Here is a 19482-nt window from a genome sequence, read left to right on the forward strand (position 1 = left end):
GCACTGGGGCGAAATTCGAGGCAGGTGAGTTCGATCGATCCGGAAGGTGAGCACGGCGTCACCCTGTCCCACCGCGAGACGGTGACGGACTGGGCGGCGGTGCGTGGCGCCGACACCCGGTTCGCTTCGGTCACCGTCACCGAAAACACCAACTGGCGGGACGTCGCGGCGGAACGCAATCTGACCGGCGCGCAGCACGCGGGTATCCACACCGGTGCACGGCACTACGCCCGTCCCGGCGCCGTCCACGACCAGGCCGATCATTTCGTGCGGACGGCGAGCGCGCTCGGCGCCTTCGCGCCCGGTTCGCTCGCGCCCGCGCTCGAGGTGGAGGCGCCCAGCGTCGACGACCGGTTCATCAAGGCGTGGATCAAGCATGTCAGGCATGCGGCGCGCGTCGAACGCGTGCTGGTGTACGCGGGGCTCGACTGCTGGACGAACCGCTTGCACCCGGACAAGTGGGCGGACAGCGAAGTGGTGTTGTGGCTGGTCAGGCACAACGAAATCCCGGGAAGGCCGGGATGGTTCCACTCGCGATTGGGCCTGCATCAGCACGGTTTCGGTACCGGTCTGCCCGGTGTGGACGGACCGATCGCGCAGGACACCGTGGTCTACCCCTTCAAGCTCACGGATGTGCTCTTGTAGTACCCACTGCGTGACGACGGGTGTGCACGATGTCACCGCGTGGTCGCGGATCTCACTTTCCGGCCGACACGGGTTGCCTTTCCGGCTATCCGGACGGTGACAATGTCGCGTGCGGTTGATGTGCGGGAGGCTGCGGACGGACGTCGGGCCCGAACGGGCACTGGCGGTCCTCGGGGTACGCGCCGGGAAGCTCGGACTCGCACCGCCCGCCGCGCTGTGCGGAGAGTGGTTCTCGTCGCGCGCGGTCATCGCGCTCAACGCTTCCCTGGCTCCTGTCCGGGACGTGGCGGAAGCGTTCGCGATCCCCACCCGGCTGCCTGACATTCGCGACGCGATACCCGGCGCGGTCGGGGGCGGCTGGTTCGGGTACCTGGGTTATGACTTGACCGATCCCGCCGGCCGGTCCGGCGCGCTTCCTCCGGCTGCCTGGGGCTGGGTCGACAGGGTGCTGCGGCTGGACGCGGACGGTACGTGGTGGTTCGAAGCCCTGGTTCCCGACGACGCCCCGGATCCGGTCGACGAATTGGCCGCGGTGGAATCCGCCCTTGCCGAGGTTCCCGAAGCGACGGCTTGGAGTTCCGGCCCGTTGTCGCGTCCGCTTCCCTCGGAGCACTACGACGCGGTCAAAGCCTGTGTGCACGCGATCGAAGCCGGAGAGCTGTTCCAGGCGAATATCTGCGCTCGCTTCAGCGGGAAGTTCACCGGCGACCCGATCGCGTTGTTCGCCGAGGGTGCACGTCGTCTGGGAGCACGCCGGGCGGCGTTCCTCGGCGGCGACTGGGGCTCGGTCGTGTCGTTCTCCCCCGAGCTTTTCCTTGCCAGGCATGGGCGGCACGTCCGGTCGACGCCGATCAAGGGCACGCTGCCGCGGCGGAACACCGCCGACGCGCATCTCGCGCAGCGGCTGCGGGAATCCATCAAGGACGTCGCCGAGAACGTGATGATCACCGATCTCGTCCGCAACGATCTCGGGCGGGTGTGCGCCACCGGCACCGTACGGGTTCCCGAACTGCTGGCGGTCCGGCCCGCGCCGGGGGTCTGGCATCTGGAGTCCACTGTGGAGGGATTTCTCGCCGACGACATCGACGACGCCGCACTGCTGGCGGCCACCTTCCCGCCGGGCTCCGTCACGGGCGCGCCGAAGATCCGCGCGCTGGATCTGATCGCCGATCTGGAGCCGGCCGCGCGTGGCGTCTACACAGGCGCGATCGGACTCGCTTCGCCGATCGCCGGGCTGGAACTGAACGTCGCGATCAGAACCTTCGAAATCCACGAAGACACGATCGAGCTGGGAGTCGGCGGCGGGATCACCGCCGACTCCGACAGCGAAGCGGAATGGCAGGAATGCCTGCACAAATCCGCCCCGCTGGAGCGCCTGCTCGGCTGAACTACTTGGTGGGATCCAGCAGAAGCTTGCCCATCGTGCCGCGCGAGCGCAGGGCCTCGTGGGCGGCGCGCGCGTCGGACAGCGCGTACTCACCGCCGGCGATGGCGCGGACCCGGCCGGCGAGTGCCAGCTCGAAAAGCTCGTCGAGCGTGCGCCCGAAGACGTTTCCGGGGAGTTTGAAGGCGTGCGGCAGCCACATCCCGGAAACGGTGGTGCTGTGCCCGAGAAGGTTGCGGGCTTCGATCGGCTTCGGGTTCTCGCGGCTGGCCATGCCGTAGAACGCGAGGCGGCCGAACGGCGCGAGGGCCGCGATGCTCTGGTCCGTGACCGTGCCGCCGGTCATGTCGAGCACGATGTCGACACGCTTGCCGCCGTTCGCCTCACGAAGGGCGTCCGTCATGTTCCCGGCGCGCGAATCGATGGCGACATCGGCGCCGAGTTCGAGGGCGAGGGCACGTTTCTCGGCGCTGCTGGCGGTCGCGATGACCCGGCCCGCTCCCCAGGCTTTCGCCAGCTGCACGGCGATGGAACCGACCCCGCCCGCGGCCGCGTGCACGACGACGGATTCGCCGGCTTCGAGGTGGGCGCTCTTGCGCAGCAGGAGCGAGGCGGTGGTGCCCTGGACGATGAAGGAGAGCGCGGTCAGGTCATCGACGCCCTCGGGCACCTCGAAGCTGGTGACGTCGTCGGCCACCGCTCGCTCGGCGTAGCCGCCGCCACCGTTGAGCAGCGCGACGACACGCTTGCCGTCCGCGGTGCGGCCGACGATCTCGCCGCCGGGCACGAGCGGGAGCTTGCTCGGAGCGAGGTACGAGTTCTCGGCCTGGTGCGTATCGGCGTAGTTGATGCCGATCCGGTCGACCTCGACCAGCCGCTGGCCTGGGCCAGGGACGGGATCGGGGAGGTCGACGAGGTTGAGCACCTCGGGTCCGCCGAACTCGGTCACCTGTACTGCGCGCATCCGCATCCTCCTCGTCGGGATGAGACATTCTTGCATATGTCTCAGGCATGAGACATGTCGTGATATGTTTCACTCATCGAAACCGCATTCGAACGCCAGCTGACCTCGCCGCGCCCGGACGCCCTGCGCGCGTTCACGATCGCGCGCGCCCGGTTTCTGGAAGGGCGCCGGGTGGACATGGGCGAACTCGCCGGTGACCTGGGGATCAGCCGGGCCACCCTGCACCGGTGGGTCGGCGGCCGGGATCAGCTGCTGGGCGAGATCCTGTGGTCGATGACCGTCGAGGTCTTCGAAGCGCGGGCTTCCGGCAGGCTCGGCCGCGGCGCCGAAGGGATCGCGGACCTCGTCGGCACCTTCGTCCGGACCGTGAACGGCTCGAAACCGTTCCGGGAGTTCCTGCGCAACGAGCCCGAGCGGGCGCTGCGGATCCTGACGACGAAGGCCAGCGTGGTGCAGAGCCGCGCGATCGCGAAAATGCGCCAGTTCCTCGACGAGGAGGTCACGGCCGGGCGGCTCACCCCGCCGCTGCCGGTCGAGGACCTGGCCTACCTGCTGGTGCGGATCGGCGAGTCCTTCATCTATACGGACGTCATCACCGGCGCGGAGCCCGATGCCGCGAAGGCACACGCGGCCGTGACGGCCTTGCTGTCCTAGCTCTTGCGGGACGCGAGCACCGCGTCGTAGAGCTCCTTCTTCGACACTCCCGCGGCCTCGGCGACCTCGGCGGCGGCGGACTTCAGGCGTTCACCTGCCGAGACACGCGACGCGACCTCCGAGACCAGGTCTCCGACGCTCACCGAACGCGGCGGCGCGCCCGCGAGGACGACGGTGATCTCGCCCTTGACCCCGTCGGCGGCCCAGGCCGCCAACTCAGGCAGATTGCCGCGTTTGACCTCTTCGTAGGTTTTGGTCAGTTCGCGGCAGACGGCGGCGCGACGGTCGTGCCCCAAGACCTCGGCGGCGTCGGCGAGCGTACTCGCGAGACGGTGCGGAGATTCGAAGAACACGGCCGTGCGGGGCTCGTCCTTCAGCGAACCGAGCCATTTCGCGCGTTCACCGGGTTTGCGCGGAGCGAACCCTTCGAAACAGAAACGGTCGCAAGGCAGGCCGGACAGCGCCAGTGCCGTGGTCACCGCCGACGGGCCGGGCAGGCAGGTCACCGGCACATCCGCCTCGACGCAGGCCGCCACCAGGCGGAATCCGGGATCCGAAACACTCGGCATACCGGCGTCGGTCACCAAGACCACTGTCTCGCCCGACTGGAGCGATTCGAGCAGTTTCGGCAGGCGAGCCGTCTCGACGTCCTCGTAGAAGCTGACGACGCGCCCGACCGGCGAGACGTCGAGAGCCGCGGTGAGGGAGCGCAGGCGCCGCGTGTCTTCGGCGGCGATCACGTCGGCCGTCGCGAGGGCTTCGGACAGGCGCGGCGAAGCGTCGCGGACGTCTCCGAGCGGGGTGGCTGCCAGCACGAGGCGTCCTTCGGTCATTCCCGAAGGTTAACCGGTTCGCAGATCCGGACACCGAGTTCACTCTTCCGCCCGTAGGATCATGCCCCGTGACCGCACTGCTGACCCGGGACAACGAGAGCGTGCGGCCGGATCCGGTCGACGCGCTCAGGCCACCGAGTGACCGGGAGGCCACCCTCCTCGGCCGCGGCATGCCGACCGATCGCCTGCGCGGCTGGCTCGTCACGCTGGTGCTGACGCTCATCGGCGGCATCGTCCGGATCCAGAACCTGGGAACGCCCACGGACAAGGGCACGCCCGTCTTCGACGAGAAGCACTATGTCCCCCAGGCGTGGCAGATGCTGCGCAACGGCGGTTACGAGGACAACTACGGCTACGAGCTGATCGTCCACCCGCCGCTGGCGAAGCATCTCATCGCGATCGGCGAATGGCTGTTCGGCTACAACGCCTGGGGCTGGCGGATCATGCCCGCGCTGGCGGGCACGCTGATCGTGTTCCTCACCATCCGGATCGCGCGGCGCCTCACCCGCTCGACCCTGCTCGGCGCGGTCGCGGGGATCCTGGTGATCAGCGACGGCGTCCTGCACCTGCAGTCCCGCATGGGGATGCTCGACATCTTCATCGCGTTGTTCGTCCTCGCCGCGTTCGCCTGCGTGCTGTGCGACCGCGACCAGGTGCGGCAGCGGCTCGCCGTTGCCGTCCGCGAAGGCTGGATCGACGAGTCGCGGTTCGGCCCGAAGCTGGGTTTCCGCTGGTGGCGGTTCGCCGGCGGCCTGATGATCGGGCTGACCTTCGGCGTCAAGTGGTCGGCGCTCTACTACATCGCCGCGTTCGGCCTGCTCACCGTCTTCTTCGACGTCGCCGCGCGCCGGGCCGCCGGGGTGCAGCGGCCTTGGGTCGGCACGCTGCGCCGCGACGTGCTGCCGGCGCTGTGGGCGATCGTCGTCATCCCGATCCTGGTGTACCTCGCCTGCTACTGGGCCTGGTTCGCGAGCGAGACCGCGACCGACCGCAACTACGTGGCGATCAAGGACATCGATCCCGGTTTCTGGGCCTGGATGCCGCCCGCGTTGCGGTCGCTCGGCGACTACACTATGAACGTCCTCGACTTCCACGCGAACCTGGTGACGCCCAAGGACAAACCGCATCCATGGGAGTCGAAGCCGTGGACCTGGCCGATGGGCCTGCGGCCGATGCTCTACGCGTACGCGGGCGGTACCGACGCGACCGGCTGCGGCGAGTCGACCTGCGTGCGGGCGACGATGCTGATCGGCACACCCGCCATGTGGTGGCTGGCCCTGCCGATGCTCGGCTGGAGCGTGTGGCGGTCGGTCTTCCGCGCGGACTGGCGCTACGCCGCCGTGCTCGTCGGTTACCTTGCCGGGTTCCTGCCGTGGTTCACCAACCTCGACCGTCAGATGTACTACTTCTACGCGACGCCGCTGGCACCCTTCCTGGTACTCGGGCTGACGCTGATCCTCGGGCAGATCCTCGGCAGCGCCAAACGCGGTTTCGAACGACGGGGCACCGGCATGCTCGTCGTCGCCCTCTACGTGGGTCTCGTCGTGGCCAATTTCGCCTGGTTGTGGCCGATTCTCAACGGCAACGCGATCACCAACGATCACTGGAACGCCGAGTTGTGGCTACCGTCCTGGAAGTGATCACGACCGGTTGAGCGAAGACCCAGCGAGACGCCCGGAAGCGACTTAGACTCCCGTCCGAATTGAGGATTTCTGGGGGTAGTCATGTCTCGTTGGCCGATTTTCGTGGCCGTCGCCCTGCTGCTCACCGGGTGTTCCGGCGCCATCGACGGGAAGGCTTTCCGCGAGGGCTCGGCACCGGGTGCGAGCGACGCGAAGTATCCGCGGTACGAGCCGCCCGCCGACGGGTCGGGTTTCAGTGATCAGGTACTCGACCAGCCGCTGGCCCTGCCTGTGCAGCAGGGCGAGGAAGGCTGTGACTGGCTGGAGTCGATCAAACCGGACCTCCAGCCGCTCGGTCTCGTGAGCACGAAGGGCGTGCTCAGCGGATGCCAGTTCGTGTTCCCGGACAACAAGGGCGCGCAGGTGCACGCCTACAGTCCGTACAGCTGGATCACGCAGGACTCCCCGGTGATGGAGCCGGTGGAGATCGCCGGGATCAAAGGCCGGACGTACGCCTTCGACCCGGAACCGGCGACGTTCTGTTCGGTCAACATGGACGTCCGCGCCTACGCTTCGATCGCTGTCGATGCCTACGACGTCGACAGCGACGAAGCGGGCACTCGTGCCGAACACTGCGAGCTGGCGAAGAAGGTCGCCGAAGTGGTGCTGAAGAAGTTCGTCCCGCTCGCCGGAGGCAAACCGGCGCCGAGCACCGTTCAGGAGCCGGCTGCCGACGCCCTGAAGAACGCCGACATCTGCGAAGTCGTCAAGTTCACTCATACGAACTACGCCGGGATCAACGCGGGCCGCGAAGGCGCTCAGAAGGGCGAAGGGCCGCTCGGGCCGACCTGCACTCACGAAGTCGCCTACGCGAAGGCCGTCGGGATGTACACGACCGGCACAGGCGGTCTCGAAGCCGTGCCTCCGAAAGCGGGCGCGGAGGTACGGAACGGACAGTTCGGCACCTTGAAGGCCAGGTTCGAGCAGACCGCGGAGTCCTGCGCCCTGAGCGTCCAGCTGGGCAACGGCCAGGTCGTGCAGGTCGACTTCATCGGCAAGAAGAAGGAAGCGATGCCGCGGACCTGCGTCTCCGCTCAGCTCATCTTGTCGGTGTCGATACTGGCTCTGATCACCGGCGATTCCTGATTTCCCGATTCAAGTGTGACACTTGGTCGACAGTTGTTACTCTCCCCTGGTCAGCAGCAGTCCTACAGGGGGCATCATGACGATCCGACCGCTCGGAGCGGCCTGCGCGGCCGCGGCATTGTTCTTGATCGCGGGGTGTGAGGAGCAGACGCCGCGTCGCCGCAGTCTTCGGCCGTTCCGAGCACCTCGGAGGCGCCGGCCAGCACCGCACAGCCCAGTTCGTCGAAGCCTTCGGCGATCGCCTCCGAGGTGACCAAACCCGCCACCGGCGGCGCGGTGGCGCACACGCCGGACGGAGCCGCCGACGTGATGGAGGAGTATCACCACGCTTTGGGCGACAAGGACCTCGACACCGTTTGCCGGATCACCGCGCCGGCGTTCGACGGCGGGATGAAGGAATGCCGCAGCCTCACCCCGGTGCAGTTCGGGATGCTCTCGGCCGACGACGCCAAGAAGCTGAAGGCCACCCGCGTCGACCGCGCGAAACTGCAGAGCAAGGGACCGGACAAGGTCGTCGTGCCGCCGGGCGCGATCAGCCCGCAGATCGCCATGATGGCCGCCGAGCCCAAGACGTTCACCATGGCCTGGCGCGGCGGGACCTGGGTCGTCATCGACTGACGGAGAGCAAGGGACCTTTGCTGTCGTTCGTTAGTGCACTAACGAACGACAGCAAAGGTCCCTTGCTCTCTTTCCGCAGGTCAGCGCGGGTGGCGCTGGGGTTGCGGCTGCTGGTGGGACTGCGGCTGCGGAGGGCGGCGCGGCACGATCTGCGTCACCGGGCCGTCCGGCGACTTGCCCGCGCGAGCGAGCCAGCCTTCGACGTCGCGCCGCACGGCGGTGAGCGTCGGACGACGGCGGGGCTCCTGGTCGAGCGACGCGATGAGGATCCGCGCGTGCGCGCTGCGGTTCGGCAGCTTCGACACCGGTTCGGCGCGGGCGGCGGCCATCAGCGCGGCCATCGGGGTCTCCCGGGTGCCTCGCGGAGGCTGGCCCGAGAGCGCGTAGCTGACCGTCGCGGCGAGCTGCCAGGCGTCCGAAGCCGGGCTGGCCGGTGAGCCCATCGCCTGCTCGGGGGCGACGAAGTCCGGCGTGCCGATCATCATCCCGGTCGCGGTCATCTTCGAGTCGCCCTGGCTGCGGGCGATGCCGAAGTCGATGAGGTGCGCGAGCCCGTTGCGGTCGAGGATGATGTTCGACGGCTTGAGGTCCCGGTGCAGCACACCCTTCTCGTGCGCCGCGGCGAGCGCGCCGGCCATGGTCGACCAGAGCCGTCCGGCGGCGATGTCGTCGAGCGGGCCCTGCGAGTCGACGATCTCGGCCAGCGAGCGCCCTTCGAGGTACTCCATGACCAGCGCGAGCCCGTCGGGTTCCTCGACGAGGTCGTACACCTTGACGCAGTTGGGGTGGTTCACCACGGCCAGCGCCCTGGCCTCGCGCTGCATGCGCTCTTCGGTGTCCCGGTCCGGCGCGTGCGCGATCTTCAGCGCGACCGTGCGGTTGAGCTGGGTGTCGATCGCTTCCCACACGGTGCCGAACCCACCGTGGCCGAGCCGCCGGACGCGCTTGTAGCGGCTGCCACCGGAGTTGCGGGAACCCGGGGGCGGCGGGATCGGGCCGGGGACCGCGGCCAGCGCGGGAGGTTCGGGCGCCTGTGCCAGCGCGGTCGCCGGGTACTGCTTGGCGGGCGGGGGCGGCAGCTGCGGCTGCGGTTTCGGGGCGGGCGGCTCCGGGCGGTACGGCTCGATCTTCTGCCGGGGCTGCGGGTCGGGCCGGTTGATCACCGACCACGGCGGCGGGCCGACGAGCGCGACCGGGATCAGGCCCAGCACGCTGAACGGCAGGAACCCGAGCCAGAAGTGCACGGCCGTGTTCGCGCCCATGCCGACACTTGCCAGCACCATCAGCACGAACGGGATCCAGAAGAACCGCGAGGGCCACTTCGGGCCGCGACGGAACGCGGTGCGCGCCTGCAGCATCACGAACAGCAGCGACAGCGCGGGCAGCCCGACCAGCAGGATCAGGTAGAAGATGTAACTGAGCTGCATCCCGTTCGGGTAGAACAGGACCTCGTACACGTTCTGGCCGCGACCGAGGTATTCGCTCTGCGCGCCGATCAGCGGGTTGTACTCGGCGTTGAAGGTCGCCAGGTCGCTGCTGGAGAAGCCGGACTTACCGCCCGATTCGGACGCGGCCTCCTGGTACGTCTGCGAAACCCCGGTGGCCAGCAGCCACGGCAGCAGGAAGACGGCGACGACGCCGATCCCGCCGAAGATGGACAGGGTCACCACGTCGTAGCGGTTGCCGGTGCCTTTGCGGATGATCGCGACGACCATCGCTCCCAGTGCGGGCAGCAGCGCGACCAGCGCTCCCGCGGTGCTCGTCGCCCACACCCAGTCCCCAGGCCAGATCCCTGGTCCGAACAGGCTGTGCGCGAACGAAAGCAGCGCGCTCGCTAGTCCCATGGACCCTGCTCCCCTCGCTCGTCGAGGCCGTTTCCGGCGGTTTTCCCCCTAGTCCAGCTTAGGACGCTCCATGCCCGCACAGGGTTGCCGGGTTGTCGCGGGCGTCTCCACGCCGTTACCACCGGGCATCGACCAGGCCGGAAGTCCATGATGGGTCCGGTACCCGAACGCGAAGGAGCATTCGATGCACGCCGAGTCGTACCAGCGGAGCCTCGAAGACCCGGAGGGTTTCTGGCTCGAAGCCGCGCAGGCGATCGACTGGACCCGTCAGCCGACGCGGGCGCTCGACGCGTCGAAGGCGCCCTTCTACCGCTGGTTCCCGGACGGGGAGCTGAACACCGCGTTCAACGCGCTCGACCGGCACGTGCGGGACGGCCGCGGCGAGCGGACCGCGCTGATCTGGGATTCTCCCGTGACCGATTCGGTACGCCGGTTCACCTACTCGGAACTGCTGGACGACGTCGCGCGCTTCGCCGGCGCGCTCGCCTCGCTCGGCGTCGGGAAGGGCGACCGCGTCATCGTGTACATGCCGATGGTCCCCGAGGCCGCGGTCGCGATGCTGGCGTGCGCCCGGCTCGGCGCGGTGCACTCGGTCGTTTTCGGCGGCTTCGCGCCCAAGGAGCTCGCGGCGCGGATCGAGGACGCGAAACCCAAGGTCATCGTGGCCGCCTCGTGCGGAATCGAGCCGACGCGGATCGTCGAGTACAAGCCGATCATCGACGAGGCGCTCGCGGGCACCGTCCATCAACCGGACAAGGTCGTGGTGCTGCAGCGCGAGCGTGCTCGAGCCGAACTGGGCGAACGCGACGCCGACTGGACCGAACTCGTCGCGAAGGCCTCACCCGCCGACCCGGTACCGGTCGCGGCCACCGACCCGCTGTACATCCTGTACACCTCCGGCACGACGGGTAAGCCGAAGGGCGTCGTGCGCGATACGGGCGGGCATGCGGTCGCGCTGGCCTGGTCGATGGGCGCGATCTACGACATCCGGCCCGACGACGTCTGGTGGACGGCGTCCGACGTCGGCTGGGTCGTCGGCCATTCCTACATCGTGTACGCGCCGCTCCTCATCGGGGCGACCACGATCATGTACGAGGGCAAACCGACAAATACCCCGGACGCGGGCGCGTTCTGGCGGGTCATCGCCGACCACGGGGTGAAGGCGTTGTTCACCGCGCCGACGGCGTTGCGGGCGATCAAGAAGGTCGATCCGGACGCGACCGAAATCGGGAAATACCAGCTCGGCGGGTTCAAGACGTTGTTCATGGCCGGTGAACGGCTCGATCCGGAGACCTATCACTGGGCGCACGGCAAACTCGGCGTGCCGGTGATCGATCACTGGTGGCAGACCGAGACCGGCTGGCCGATCGCGGCGAATCCGCGCGGGCTGGAGCCGATGCCGGTCAAACCCGGTTCCGCGACGAAACCGGTGCCGGGCTGGGACGTGCGGATCCTGGACCAGGACGGCGACCCACTCCCCGCCGGGCGGGAAGGCGCCATCGCCATCAAGCTGCCGCTCCCGCCGGGATCGCTGCCCACGTTGTGGCAGGACGACGAGCGGTATCGCGAGGCGTACCTTTCGCGGTACGAAGGCCACTACCTGACGGGTGACTCCGGATACGTCGACGAAGAGGGCTACTTGTTCGTCATGGGCCGCACCGACGACGTCATCAACGTCGCGGGCCACCGGCTTTCGACCGGCTCGATGGAGGCCGTGCTGGCATCGCACCCCGCCGTCGCCGAATGCGCGGTGATCGGGGTCCGGGACCAGCTGAAGGGGCAGCTTCCGCGTGGTTTCGTGGTGCTGAAATCGGGCACCGGCGTCGACGCGGAAACGCTCAAGGCCGAGTTGGTCGCGCTGGTACGCCGTGACATCGGCCCGGTCGCGGCGTTCCGTGACGTGTCCATTGTGGACGCGTTGCCGAAGACGCGGTCCGGGAAGATCCTGCGCAAGACCATGCGCGGGATCGCCGACGGCCGCGACGAGCAGGTGCCTTCGACGATCGAAGACGCGAGTGTTCTCGATGCCCTGAAAGCGGTTCTGCGCGGCGAGTGACCGGTGATCGGCACGGCGTACTGGTCCGATCGGGTGTTGTCGTGTTTGCCCTATTGGTCTACACCTTCTCAGGGAAGAGAGTCTCCAGTTATCCGACCGGAGGTGCTCCATGAGTAAACGCCTGTCCAGAACCGTGCTCGGCGTGGCGGTCCTGAGTCTCGTGACGCTCGGCCTGCCCGCGACGGCGAGCGCCGGGCAGCACGCGAAAGCGGAACGGACCGTCACCGATGTCGTCCCCGCGCCCGTCGACGCGAAGCCCGATCCTCGCGCGAACTTCCGGCTCAATCCCGCCACCGTCATCCGCACCGACCGCGAAGGCAAGCAGGTCGCCGAGTACCTGGCAGGCCTGCTCCGGCCCGCCACCGGCTACCGGTTGCCCGTCGTCAGCGGTCACCGCGGCGGCGGCCCCGCCATCTCGCTCGAGACCGGCCACGCGAGCAGCCGCTTGGGCACCGAGGGCTACCAGCTCAAGGTCTCCTCGTCCGGCGTGACGCTGAAGGCGAACACCGACGAGGGCCTGTTCCTCGGAGTGCAGACACTGCGCCAGCTGTTCCCCTCGGCTATCGAGGCGAAGACCGTCCAGAAGCGGTCATGGGTGGTTTCGGGCGGCACGGTGCTCGACTACCCGCGCTTCGGCTACCGCGGCGCGATGCTCGACGTCGCCCGCCACTTCTTCACGCCGGCGCAGGTCAAGCTCTACATCGACCAGATCGCGCAGTACAAGATCAACACCCTCCACCTGCACCTGACCGACGACCAGGGCTGGAGGATCGAGATCAAGAGCTGGCCGAAGCTGGCGACCGTGGGCGGCCAGACGGCCGTCGGCGGCGCACCCGGCGGCTACTACACGCAAGAGCAGTACAAGGACCTGGTGCGCTACGCGGCTTCGCGGCACATCACGATCGTTCCCGAGATCGACATGCCGGGGCACACCAACGCGGCGCAGCACTCCTACGCCGAGCTGAACTGTGACGGCAAGGCGGTGCCGCCGCGCACGGACATCGAGGTCGGCTACAGCTCGCTGTGCATCGGCAAGGACATCACCTACAAGTTCGTCGACGACGTCATCCGCGAACTGTCGGCGCTCACCCCCGGCAAGTACATCAACATCGGTGGCGACGAAGCCCACTCGACCACGCCGGAGGACTACCAGACCTTCGCCACGAAGGTGCATCCGATCGTCGCGAAGTACGGCAAGACGATCACCGGCTGGCACGACATCGCCAAGACGAAACCGCCGGTTTCGGCCGTTCCGCAGTTCTGGGGCACGACCGGCACGGACGCCCACGTGGCCGAAGCGGCGGCGCGCGGCAACAAGATCCTGATGTCGCCCGCGAACAAGGCGTACCTGGACATGAAGTACCACCCGCAGACGCCGCTCGGGCTGAGCTGGGCCGGGCTGATCGAGGTCAAGACCGGTTACGACTGGGATCCGGCCACGTATCTGCAGGGTGTGCCGGAGAAGAACGTCATCGGCGTCGAGGCCCCGTTGTGGTCGGAAACGCTGATCACCAGTGACCACATCGAATTCATGGCGTTCCCGAGGCTTCCGGGGTACGCCGAGATCGGCTGGTCACCGAAGGAATCCCGGACCTGGGACGCCTACCGGCTCCGGCTGGCGAAGCAGAGCCCGCGGTGGGTTCAGCAGGGCATCGACTTCTACCGGTCCACGCAGGTCGACTGGAAGTAGCGTGCGATGAAGGGCCCCTTCCTTGCGAAATTTGCAATGAAGGGGCCTTTCATCGCACGGCCGCGGCGTCGAGGCGAGCGGTGATGGCGGCCCGGGCCAGCGCGTAGGGCTCCGCGTCCCCGAACATCACCGAGTCGGCGTTCGCGGCCCGCCCGAGCGCGTTCAGTTCGAACGCCAGCCGGTTCACGTCGACGGACTCCCGCAGGTGCCCCGCCTTCCGCGCCTCGACGACGGTGGACCGGATGAACTGGGCGAAGGCGCGGCTCGCGTTCGCGACCGCGTCGTGGACCCTGCCGGTCCGCGCGTCGAACTCGGCGCCGGTGTTGAAGAAGAAACAGCCGCCCGGGAACACCCGGCGTTCCGAGTAGTCGAGCCAGTTCGCGCACAGCGCGCGCAACCGCGCGATCCCCTGCTCGACGCGCAGTGTCGGCTCGACGACGTTCTCCGCGAAGATCGCGCTCGCCGTCTCGACCGCCGCGAGCTGCAGTTCCTCCTTGGAACCGAACAACGCGAACACCCCGGATTTGCTCAATTCCAGTTCGGTGGCGAGCCTGCCGAGGGACAACCCGTCGAGCCCTTCGACGGACGCGATGTCGACGGCGCGCCGGAGCACGATCCGCCTCGTCGCGTCACCGCGGGCCACCCGGCCGTCAACCGGCATTCCGTTCCTCTCGCCGCCTCTTCGCCGATTCCAGGCCGTCACGGTACTGCCGGGAAAGCGCCGGCGCCGCGAGCACCCGGTCCAGCAGCGACCAGTACGCGTCGCGGCGGTCGCCCTCCAGCTGGGCGACGTTGGTGAACGACGCGACGTAGACCTCGGCGATCGTCGGATTCACCGGATCGCGTTCTTCGAGCGTCATGCGCCCCGAAGTGGGCACCTCGCCCGTCCGGAGCACCCGCAGGTACCAGCCGCTGCGCCCGGAATCGATCATGGCCGGGATGACGTCCTTGCGCCCGGTCTTCATCGCGAGCTTGAAGCACGGCGTGCGCGGCTGCGACACCTGGACCAGCGCGTCTCCCCAAGCCCAGACGTCACCGACGCGCACGTCGTACTCATCGGCACCCGTCACCGACACGTTCTCCCCGAAGTCGCCCGCGACCACCGGGAAGCCCTGCTCGGCCCAGGCCGCGTAGTGCGTCGCCGGGTAGACGTAAACCGCTTTGTCGACACCGCCATGGACGGTCCGATCCGCTTGGTCGTCGCCGGCCAGGTTGATCTCGTCCAGCTTCAGGGACTGCGCTTCCACCCGCGACTTCGCGATGGCGCTGTACACCGGGACGTCACGCTTGACCCCCAGCACCGACGGCCGCCCGACGAAGACCTCGTTCACTTCGAGAGTGCTCACACCCTAGAAGATAGCACGATCGTTCGTATACATTGCGGCCATGGATCTCATCACGCTCACGACAAGGGCGCATCGCGCCGCCGGGACCACGATCGCCGGAATCGCCGCGGACGACTGGGACCGCTCGACCCCCTGCGCCGAGTGGACCGTCCGCGACATCGTGAAACACCTGATCGAGGGGCACGATTCCCGCACCGCGCAGGCGACCGGCCACCCGATGAAGACCCGGCCGTCGGCCGACGACGACCTCGCCAGGTCCTACGAAGAGAGTTCCGCCGAGTTCCTCGCGGCCTTCGATTCCCAAGCGCTGGAGAAGACCTTCGACTTCGGGAACTTCGGCCCGCTCCCGGGAAAGAACGTCTTGGCCGTGCTGTTCGCCGACACCCTCACCCACGACTGGGACCTCAATACCGCCCTGGGCCGTGAACACCACTGGGACGACGAACTCGCGACGGCCGCGTTGAAGGTGGCGAGCCGCTACCCCGACGTGATGCCGGTACGCGGGCCCGGCGGCGCCTTCGACCACGCTGTCGAGGCACCGCCGGACGCCGGACCGGGCGCACGGCTCATCGCGTTGCTGGGCCGTTCAGCCCAGCCGACTCCTCGTCGCTGAACAAGCGGGACCGGACCAGGAAACGGACCCCTTCGGGCGCCTCCAAGGAGAAGCCGCTCCCCCGGCCCGGAACTACGTCGATGGTCAGATGCGTGTGCTTCCAGTACTCGAACTGAGGGCCCGACATCCACACCGGAACGTCGTCGACGCCCTCGACGCTCAGGTCGCCAAGGTGGACGTCGGACGCCCCGGTGCGGAATTCGCCCGCCGGGTAGCACATCGGGGCGCTCCCGTCGCAGCATCCGCCGGACTGGTGGAACATCACCGGCCCGTGGTGAGACACCAGCCGCCGCAGCAGATCCGCGGCGGCCGGTGTCAAGCCGACCCGCTCGACCATCAGAAGAACCCGAGCGCACTGTCCGAATAGGACACCAGCATGTTCTTGGTCTGCTGGTAGTGGTCGAGCATCATCTTGTGGTTCTCGCGCCCGATCCCGGACGCCTTGTAGCCGCCGAAGGCCGCGTGCGCCGGGTACGCGTGGTAGTTGTTGACCCACACCCGGCCCGCCTGGATGTCGCGGCCGGCGCGGTAGGCGGTGTTGCCGTCGCGCGACCAGACACCGGCGCCGAGGCCGTACAGCGTGTCGTTGGCGATCTTCAACGCGTCGGCGTAATCGTCGAACTTCGCCACCGAGACGACCGGGCCGAAGATCTCCTCCTGGAAGATCCGCATCTTGTTGTCGCCCTCGAAGACCGTCGGCTGCACGTAGTAGCCGCCGGACAGTTCGCCGCCGAGGTCGCTGCGCTCGCCACCGGTGAGGATCTTCGCGCCTTCCTTCTGCCCGATGTCGATGTAGGAAAGGATCTTCTCCAGCTGGTCATTGGAGGCCTGCGCGCCGATCTGCGTCTCGGTGTCGAGCGGGTGACCCTGTTTGATCTTCTTGACCCGCTCGACGGCGTCGCCGAGGAACCGGTCGTAGATACCGGACTGGATCAGTGCCCGCGACGGGCAGGTGCAGACCTCGCCCTGGTTCAGCGCGAAGAGCGCGAACCCTTCCTGCGCCTTGTCGTAGAACGCGTCGTTGGCCGCGGCGACGTCGTCGAAGAAGATGTTCGGGCTCTTGCCGCCGAGTTCGACGGTGACCGGGATGATGTTCTCGCTGGCGTACTGCAGGATCAGCCGTCCGGTGGTGGTCTCGCCGGTGAAGGCGACCTTCCGTACGCGGTTGCTCGACGCGAGCGGCTTGCCCGCCTCGACGCCGAAGCCGTTGACGATGTTCAGCACGCCCGGCGGGATCAGATCGCCGATGAGCGACATCAGCAGGTGGATCGACGCCGGGGTCTGCTCGGCGGGTTTGAGCACGATCGCGTTGCCCGCGGCGAGCGCGGGCGCGAGCTTCCAGACCGCCATCAGCAGCGGGAAGTTCCACGGGATGATCTGGCCGACGACGCCGAGCGGCTCATGGAAGTGGTAGGCGACGGTGTTGTCGTCGAGCTGGGAGATGCCGCCCTCCTGGGCGCGCAGTGCGCCGGCGAAGTAGCGGAAGTGGTCGATCGCGAGGGGGATGTCGGCGGCGAGGGTCTCGCGGACCGGTTTGCCGTTCTCCCACGATTCGGCGACGGCGATCGCCTCGAGGTTCTGTTCCATCCGGTCGGCGATCCGGAGCAGCACGTTCGACCGCTCGTCCACCGACGTCCGGCCCCAGGCCGCGGCCGCGCCTTCGGCCGCGTCGAGCGCGCGGTCGATGTCGGCGGCGGTGCCGCGGGCGACCTCGGTGAACACCTGTCCGGTCACCGGGGTGGGGTTCTCGAAGTACTGACCGTTCGCGGGCGGTACGTACTCGCCTCCGATGTAGTGGTCGTAGCGCGACTCGTAGCTGACGACGCTGCCTTCGGTGTTCGGTGCCGCGTACTTGGCCATCTTTCCTGCCTCATCGCTAGGGGTGACGGATGACGGCGAAGCTAGGGCGGGTGAGGTTGCACGCACGTTGCAACAAAGTGAGCGCGGTCACCTACTCTCGGAAACGTGGCGGAGCTGCCCGGAGGTGAAGCGTCGCCGCGTGACCCTCAGGCGTACGCGCGGCTGCTGAAGGACGTCCACGACGCCGTCCTCTCCGGTGTTCCCGCGCCGCGTTCCCCCAGGTCGATCGTGTCGGCTTCGTGGAATCGCTCGCTCGCCGCGCGCGTCGACCCGGACAAGGGCGTCGCGCCGCTGGTCTACGACTCCGGTGAGGTGAGCGGCCTGCGGGACGAGCATCCGCTGGCGCCGGTGCTGCCGATCCTGCGGCAGACGCTGGTGAGCATCGCCGACGACGCCGAGCACATGATGATCGTGACCGACGCGGCCGGGCACATCCTGTGGCGCGAGGGGGCAGCGGACGTGCTGCGGCGCGCGGACGGTGTGATGCTCGCCGAGGGCACCCGATGGAGTGAAGACGTCATCGGGACGAACGCGATGGGCACCACGCTCGCCACCGGGGAACCGGTGCAGATCTACTCGGCCGAGCACCTGGTGCGCACCTATCACGGCTGGACCTGCGCGGCCGCGCCCGTGCGCGATCCGGAGACCGGCGCGCTGCTCGGGTCGATCGACGTCAGCGGCCCGCTGCGGACGGTCCACCCCGCGATGCTCGCGCTGGTCACGGCGGCCGCGCAGCTCGCCGAGGGCCAGTTGCGGGCCCGGCTCGCGATGCGCGATGAGCGGTTGCGCGCCGCGAACATGACCCATCTGGAGGCGTTGCGCGGCGCGCCGGGTGCCCTGCTTTCGGCGAAGGGACGCGTGCTGGCGGCCGAAGCCTGCGGCGATCTTCCCTCCACTGTGGACATCCGGCCCGGCGGCGGCGCGGTCACCCTGCCCGACGGACGGCTCGGCACGGTGGAGCCGTTGAGCGAGGGTTACCTGCTGCGCTTGCGGAACCGGCTACCGTCGAGGCGTCCGCGGCTCGCGCTGGAGTTCCTCACCGACGGGCCGCCATCGACCACAGTGGACGGTCGCGAGGTGCCGTTCACGCTGCGGCACGCGGAGATCCTCACGCTGCTCGCCCTGCACCCGGGCGGCCTCTCGGCGGAGCGCCTGGCCCTGTTGCTCTACGGCGAGAGCGGCAATCCGGTGACCGTTCGCGCGGAGATCCACCGGCTGCGGACACAACTCGGGTCCGACATCGTGCAGACGCGGCCGTACCGGCTTTCCGCCGAGGTCGACGCCGACTTCCTGCGCGTCCGCGCGGCGCTCAAACGAGGCGACGTCGCCGGGGCCGCGAACGCGTTCCGCGGGCCGCTGCTGCCCGAATCGGAGTCGCCCGCCGTGCGCGAGGAGCGCGAGTCGGTCACCGCGTCGGTCCGCCGGGTCGTGCTCGGCAGCGGGGACGCGGCGGCGCTGTGGTCGTACTGGGAGACCCCCAGCGGAGCCGACGACCTGGAGATCGTCGACGCGCTCTGCCGGGTCCTCCCGGACGGCGATCCCCGGCGCGCTGTCGCCTTCACCCATCGAGCCCGCGTTCTGTCCGGGCGTACTTGACGGCTGCTTGCTCGATCCGGTCGCGCCGGGCTTCCCAGAAGGCCTCGTCGCGCTGCCCGGTGGCCGCCTCGGTCGAGCCGTCCAGTTGTTCGCGCAGGATGTCGGCGTGCCCGGCGTGACGGCTGGTCTCGGTGAGCATGTGGACCAGGACGGCGAACAGCGTCACCCTTGGTCGCGGCCACCAGGGCACGTGACCGGGGGCGTCAAGGGCCAGAGCCGCGATAGTCGCGTCGGAGTGCGCCCAGGCGCGCCGGTAGCGGTCGGCGATCTCCTCACGGGTCTCGTGCTCGGTGGCCCACAGGTCGGTGCCGCGTTGCCCGAGGTCGTCCCAGCGGGACAGGGGCTCGGGGCACGGCCGGTCGAAGACCTCGCCGAAGTACCGGGACTCCCAGAGCGCCAGGTGCTTCACCAAGCCGAGGAGGTTGGTTCCGGTCCGGGTCAGGGGACGGCGGATCTCGTACTCGCCCAGCTCGTCGAGCTTCCGGAGCAACACCTGGCGGACCTCTCGCAGTTCGCTGTGCAAGCACTCTTTCGCGACGTCGTCGATCATGACCCGAGCCTGCCAGGCCAGGGCGGAGTAGACAGCGTCTACATCAGTTTGATAGACAGTG

Annotated in this window: 18 protein-coding genes; 10 read left to right on the forward strand and 8 right to left on the reverse strand. The window is 68.5% G+C overall.

Going from position 1 to position 19482, the window contains the following annotated elements; translation table 11 throughout:
- The first annotated feature begins 24 nt into the window (after positions 1-24).
- Together AC069H_RS32285 and AC069H_RS32290 are read left to right on the forward strand one after the other, a co-directional pair.
- Entirely contained in the window at positions 25-645 is a 621-nt protein-coding gene (locus tag AC069H_RS32285; RefSeq protein WP_478234826.1) for a glycoside hydrolase family 25 protein, read from the forward strand.
- A gap of 109 nt (positions 646-754) precedes the next feature.
- Positions 755-2032 carry an aminodeoxychorismate synthase component I gene (locus tag AC069H_RS32290; protein WP_478234827.1) on the forward strand — a complete coding sequence of 426 codons (1278 nt, stop codon included), beginning with the start codon at positions 755-757 and terminating at the stop codon, positions 2030-2032.
- Between the two features lies 1 nt (position 2033).
- On the opposite strand, the gene AC069H_RS32295 is transcribed toward AC069H_RS32290, so the two are convergent.
- Complete coding sequence (locus AC069H_RS32295) at positions 2034-2993, reverse strand: quinone oxidoreductase family protein (RefSeq protein ID WP_478225498.1); 960 nt, start codon at positions 2991-2993, stop codon at positions 2034-2036.
- A 177-nt stretch (positions 2994-3170) separates the two neighbouring features.
- Between AC069H_RS32295 and AC069H_RS32300 the strand changes: the two genes are divergently transcribed.
- Positions 3171-3647, forward strand: a complete 477-nt coding sequence (locus tag AC069H_RS32300) for a QsdR family transcriptional regulator (protein WP_478234895.1) — start codon at positions 3171-3173, stop codon at positions 3645-3647.
- On the opposite strand, the gene rsmI is transcribed toward AC069H_RS32300, so the two are convergent.
- Complete coding sequence (gene rsmI, locus AC069H_RS32305; RefSeq protein WP_478234828.1) at positions 3644-4480, reverse strand: 16S rRNA (cytidine(1402)-2'-O)-methyltransferase; 837 nt, start codon at positions 4478-4480, stop codon at positions 3644-3646. The two genes, AC069H_RS32300 and rsmI, sit on opposite strands and share 4 nt — an antisense overlap.
- A 68-nt stretch (positions 4481-4548) precedes the next feature.
- Here rsmI and AC069H_RS32310 point away from each other — a divergent pair, with 68 nt between their 5' ends.
- The 3 genes from AC069H_RS32310 (at position 4549) to AC069H_RS32320 (ending at position 7866) form a co-directional block, all read left to right on the forward strand.
- A complete protein-coding gene (locus AC069H_RS32310; protein ID WP_478234829.1) occupies positions 4549-6120 on the forward strand; it encodes a dolichyl-phosphate-mannose--protein mannosyltransferase in 1572 nt (523 codons plus the stop codon).
- Between the two features lie 84 nt (positions 6121-6204).
- Positions 6205-7248, forward strand: a complete 1044-nt coding sequence (locus AC069H_RS32315; RefSeq protein ID WP_478234830.1) for a DUF3558 domain-containing protein — start codon at positions 6205-6207, stop codon at positions 7246-7248.
- A gap of 249 nt (positions 7249-7497) precedes the next feature.
- Positions 7498-7866: a hypothetical protein gene (locus AC069H_RS32320; RefSeq protein ID WP_478234831.1), complete on the forward strand. Its 369-nt coding sequence runs from the start codon at positions 7498-7500 to the stop codon at positions 7864-7866.
- An 80-nt stretch (positions 7867-7946) separates the two neighbouring features.
- Here the strand turns inward: AC069H_RS32320 and AC069H_RS32325 are convergent, their stop codons facing one another.
- Positions 7947-9710, reverse strand: a complete 1764-nt coding sequence (locus AC069H_RS32325; protein WP_478225493.1) for a serine/threonine-protein kinase — start codon at positions 9708-9710, stop codon at positions 7947-7949.
- A gap of 184 nt (positions 9711-9894) precedes the next feature.
- On the opposite strand from AC069H_RS32325, the gene AC069H_RS32330 reads away from it, so the two are divergent.
- Both AC069H_RS32330 and AC069H_RS32335 read left to right on the forward strand, forming a co-directional pair.
- Positions 9895-11766, forward strand: a complete 1872-nt coding sequence (locus AC069H_RS32330) for a propionyl-CoA synthetase (RefSeq protein WP_478234832.1) — start codon at positions 9895-9897, stop codon at positions 11764-11766.
- Positions 11767-11875: 109 nt separating this feature from the next.
- Complete coding sequence (locus tag AC069H_RS32335; protein WP_478234833.1) at positions 11876-13456, forward strand: beta-N-acetylhexosaminidase; 1581 nt, start codon at positions 11876-11878, stop codon at positions 13454-13456.
- Positions 13457-13505: 49 nt separating this feature from the next.
- Here the strand turns inward: AC069H_RS32335 and AC069H_RS32340 are convergent, their stop codons facing one another.
- Complete coding sequence (locus AC069H_RS32340; protein WP_478234834.1) at positions 13506-14117, reverse strand: TetR/AcrR family transcriptional regulator; 612 nt, start codon at positions 14115-14117, stop codon at positions 13506-13508.
- On the reverse strand, positions 14107-14802 hold the full coding sequence (locus AC069H_RS32345; RefSeq protein WP_478234835.1) for an MOSC domain-containing protein: 696 nt from the start codon (positions 14800-14802) through the stop codon (positions 14107-14109). The genes AC069H_RS32340 and AC069H_RS32345 overlap by 11 nt, the downstream gene beginning before the upstream one ends.
- 40 nt (positions 14803-14842) lie before the next feature.
- Here AC069H_RS32345 and AC069H_RS32350 point away from each other — a divergent pair, with 40 nt between their 5' ends.
- On the forward strand, positions 14843-15415 hold the full coding sequence (locus AC069H_RS32350) for a TIGR03086 family metal-binding protein (protein ID WP_478234836.1): 573 nt from the start codon (positions 14843-14845) through the stop codon (positions 15413-15415).
- On the opposite strand, the gene AC069H_RS32355 is transcribed toward AC069H_RS32350, so the two are convergent.
- Both AC069H_RS32355 and exaC read right to left on the reverse strand, forming a co-directional pair.
- Positions 15369-15752: a DUF779 domain-containing protein gene (locus AC069H_RS32355; RefSeq protein WP_478225487.1), complete on the reverse strand. Its 384-nt coding sequence runs from the start codon at positions 15750-15752 to the stop codon at positions 15369-15371. The genes AC069H_RS32350 and AC069H_RS32355 overlap by 47 nt on opposite strands.
- The gene (exaC, locus tag AC069H_RS32360; protein WP_478234837.1) at positions 15752-17275 is read right to left on the reverse strand and encodes an acetaldehyde dehydrogenase ExaC; all 1524 of its coding nucleotides are present in this window, start codon (positions 17273-17275) and stop codon (positions 15752-15754) included. The genes AC069H_RS32355 and exaC overlap by 1 nt, the downstream gene beginning before the upstream one ends.
- 105 nt (positions 17276-17380) lie before the next feature.
- On the opposite strand from exaC, the gene AC069H_RS32365 reads away from it, so the two are divergent.
- On the forward strand, positions 17381-18871 hold the full coding sequence (locus tag AC069H_RS32365; protein WP_478234838.1) for a GAF domain-containing protein: 1491 nt from the start codon (positions 17381-17383) through the stop codon (positions 18869-18871).
- Here AC069H_RS32365 and AC069H_RS32370 read toward each other — a convergent pair.
- Positions 18834-19421, reverse strand: a complete 588-nt coding sequence (locus tag AC069H_RS32370; RefSeq protein WP_478234839.1) for a DinB family protein — start codon at positions 19419-19421, stop codon at positions 18834-18836. The two genes, AC069H_RS32365 and AC069H_RS32370, sit on opposite strands and share 38 nt — an antisense overlap.
- Positions 19422-19482 lie beyond the last annotated feature (61 nt).

It is taken from the genome of Amycolatopsis sp. NPDC043887 (genome assembly GCF_056435665.1).